This window comes from Agromyces sp. NPDC055658, from assembly GCF_053618155.1.
The window spans coordinates 1-1,118 of the sequence record NZ_JBSHHD010000137.1 but is presented as its reverse complement, the minus strand read 5'-3'; the positions used below and the strand labels follow the sequence as shown (position 1 = coordinate 1,118).

Here is a 1,118-nt window from a genome sequence, read left to right as displayed (position 1 = left end):
ACCATGCGCAACCTGATGGGACAGGTCGACGGCACCGCGAACCTCACCGCCGCCGACTTCGATGATCTGGTCTGGATGTCCGGCCCGGTGCACCCGGGTCTGGCCGGCGGCACGCTGATGGTCATCCGGCGCATCGCCATGCACCTGGACACCTGGGACGAGCTGGACCGTCAGAGCAAGGAGTTCACCGTCGGCCGCACCCTGGATTCCGGGGCTCCACTGACCGGGAGCCGTGAGGCGGACGAACCGGATTTCTCCTTGATGCACAACGGAATTCCGGTCATTCCGCAGAACTCGCATGTCGCGCTGGCGCACCATCGTGGCACGCGGGAACGCTTTCTGCGCAGGCCCTACAACTACGACGATCCGCCGGGACCCGGTCAGACCTCGAACACCGGGTTGATCTTCGCGACCTTCCAACGCGATATCGACGAGCAGTTCCTGCCGGTGCAGCGCCGCCTGGCCCAGTTCGATGCGCTCAACCAGTGGACCACGGCCATCGGGTCGTCGGTGTTCGTGGTGCCCGGCGGGGTGCGGACACCCGACGGTTATCTGGGGCAGGAGTTGATCGGCTGAACTCACGCCACCGGATGCAGGGTTAGCAGCAGTCGCACCAGTTCAACCTGGCGGTGCGTGTCGGTCTTGTCGAAGATCCGGTGCAGATGCGTACGCACGGTGGTGATCGATATCGACAGGTCCTCGGCGATGTGTTTGGGGTCGGAGCCGTGGGCGACGCGCAGTGCGATGTCGGCCTCGGTACGGGTCAGGTGGTACAGGCGTTGCAGGAGTGCCGTGCTGGGTTCGGCTTCGTGGGCGGGATCGATCAGTATCACCAGCGCCCGTCGCCGGTCCGGCTCCTCGAGGCGGTGTAACGGCAGGACGTGGAGGATGAACGGCCTTGCATCCGAGGGCCTTTGGACGGTGAACGAGATCCCGCCGCGAATGTTGTCGGAGGTGCCGGTCAGTGCCGAGTTGAGGGCGCGGTTGAGGGTTCTGTTGGCCGCGGCGTCGGCCGCTGTGATGCGACCGGCGGTGACCTGAAGTCCGTCATCGCCGCGCAGGGCTTTTTCGGCGGCCGCGTTGAGGTTGAGCACCTGCCCGTTCGGTCCCACCACGAC

At 65.7% G+C, this 1,118-nt stretch carries 2 protein-coding genes; one reads left to right on the top strand and one right to left on the bottom strand.

What is annotated here, in order from left to right; translation table 11 throughout:
- The coding region (locus tag ACWGPE_RS19160) for a Dyp-type peroxidase (protein ID WP_452049340.1) at nucleotides 1-576 on the top strand (576 nt) is incomplete at its 5' end.
- Between the two features lie 2 nt (nucleotides 577-578).
- On the opposite strand, the gene ACWGPE_RS19155 is transcribed toward ACWGPE_RS19160, so the two are convergent.
- On the bottom strand, nucleotides 579-1,118 hold a 540-nt coding region (locus ACWGPE_RS19155; RefSeq protein ID WP_452049339.1), incomplete at its 5' end, for a helix-turn-helix transcriptional regulator.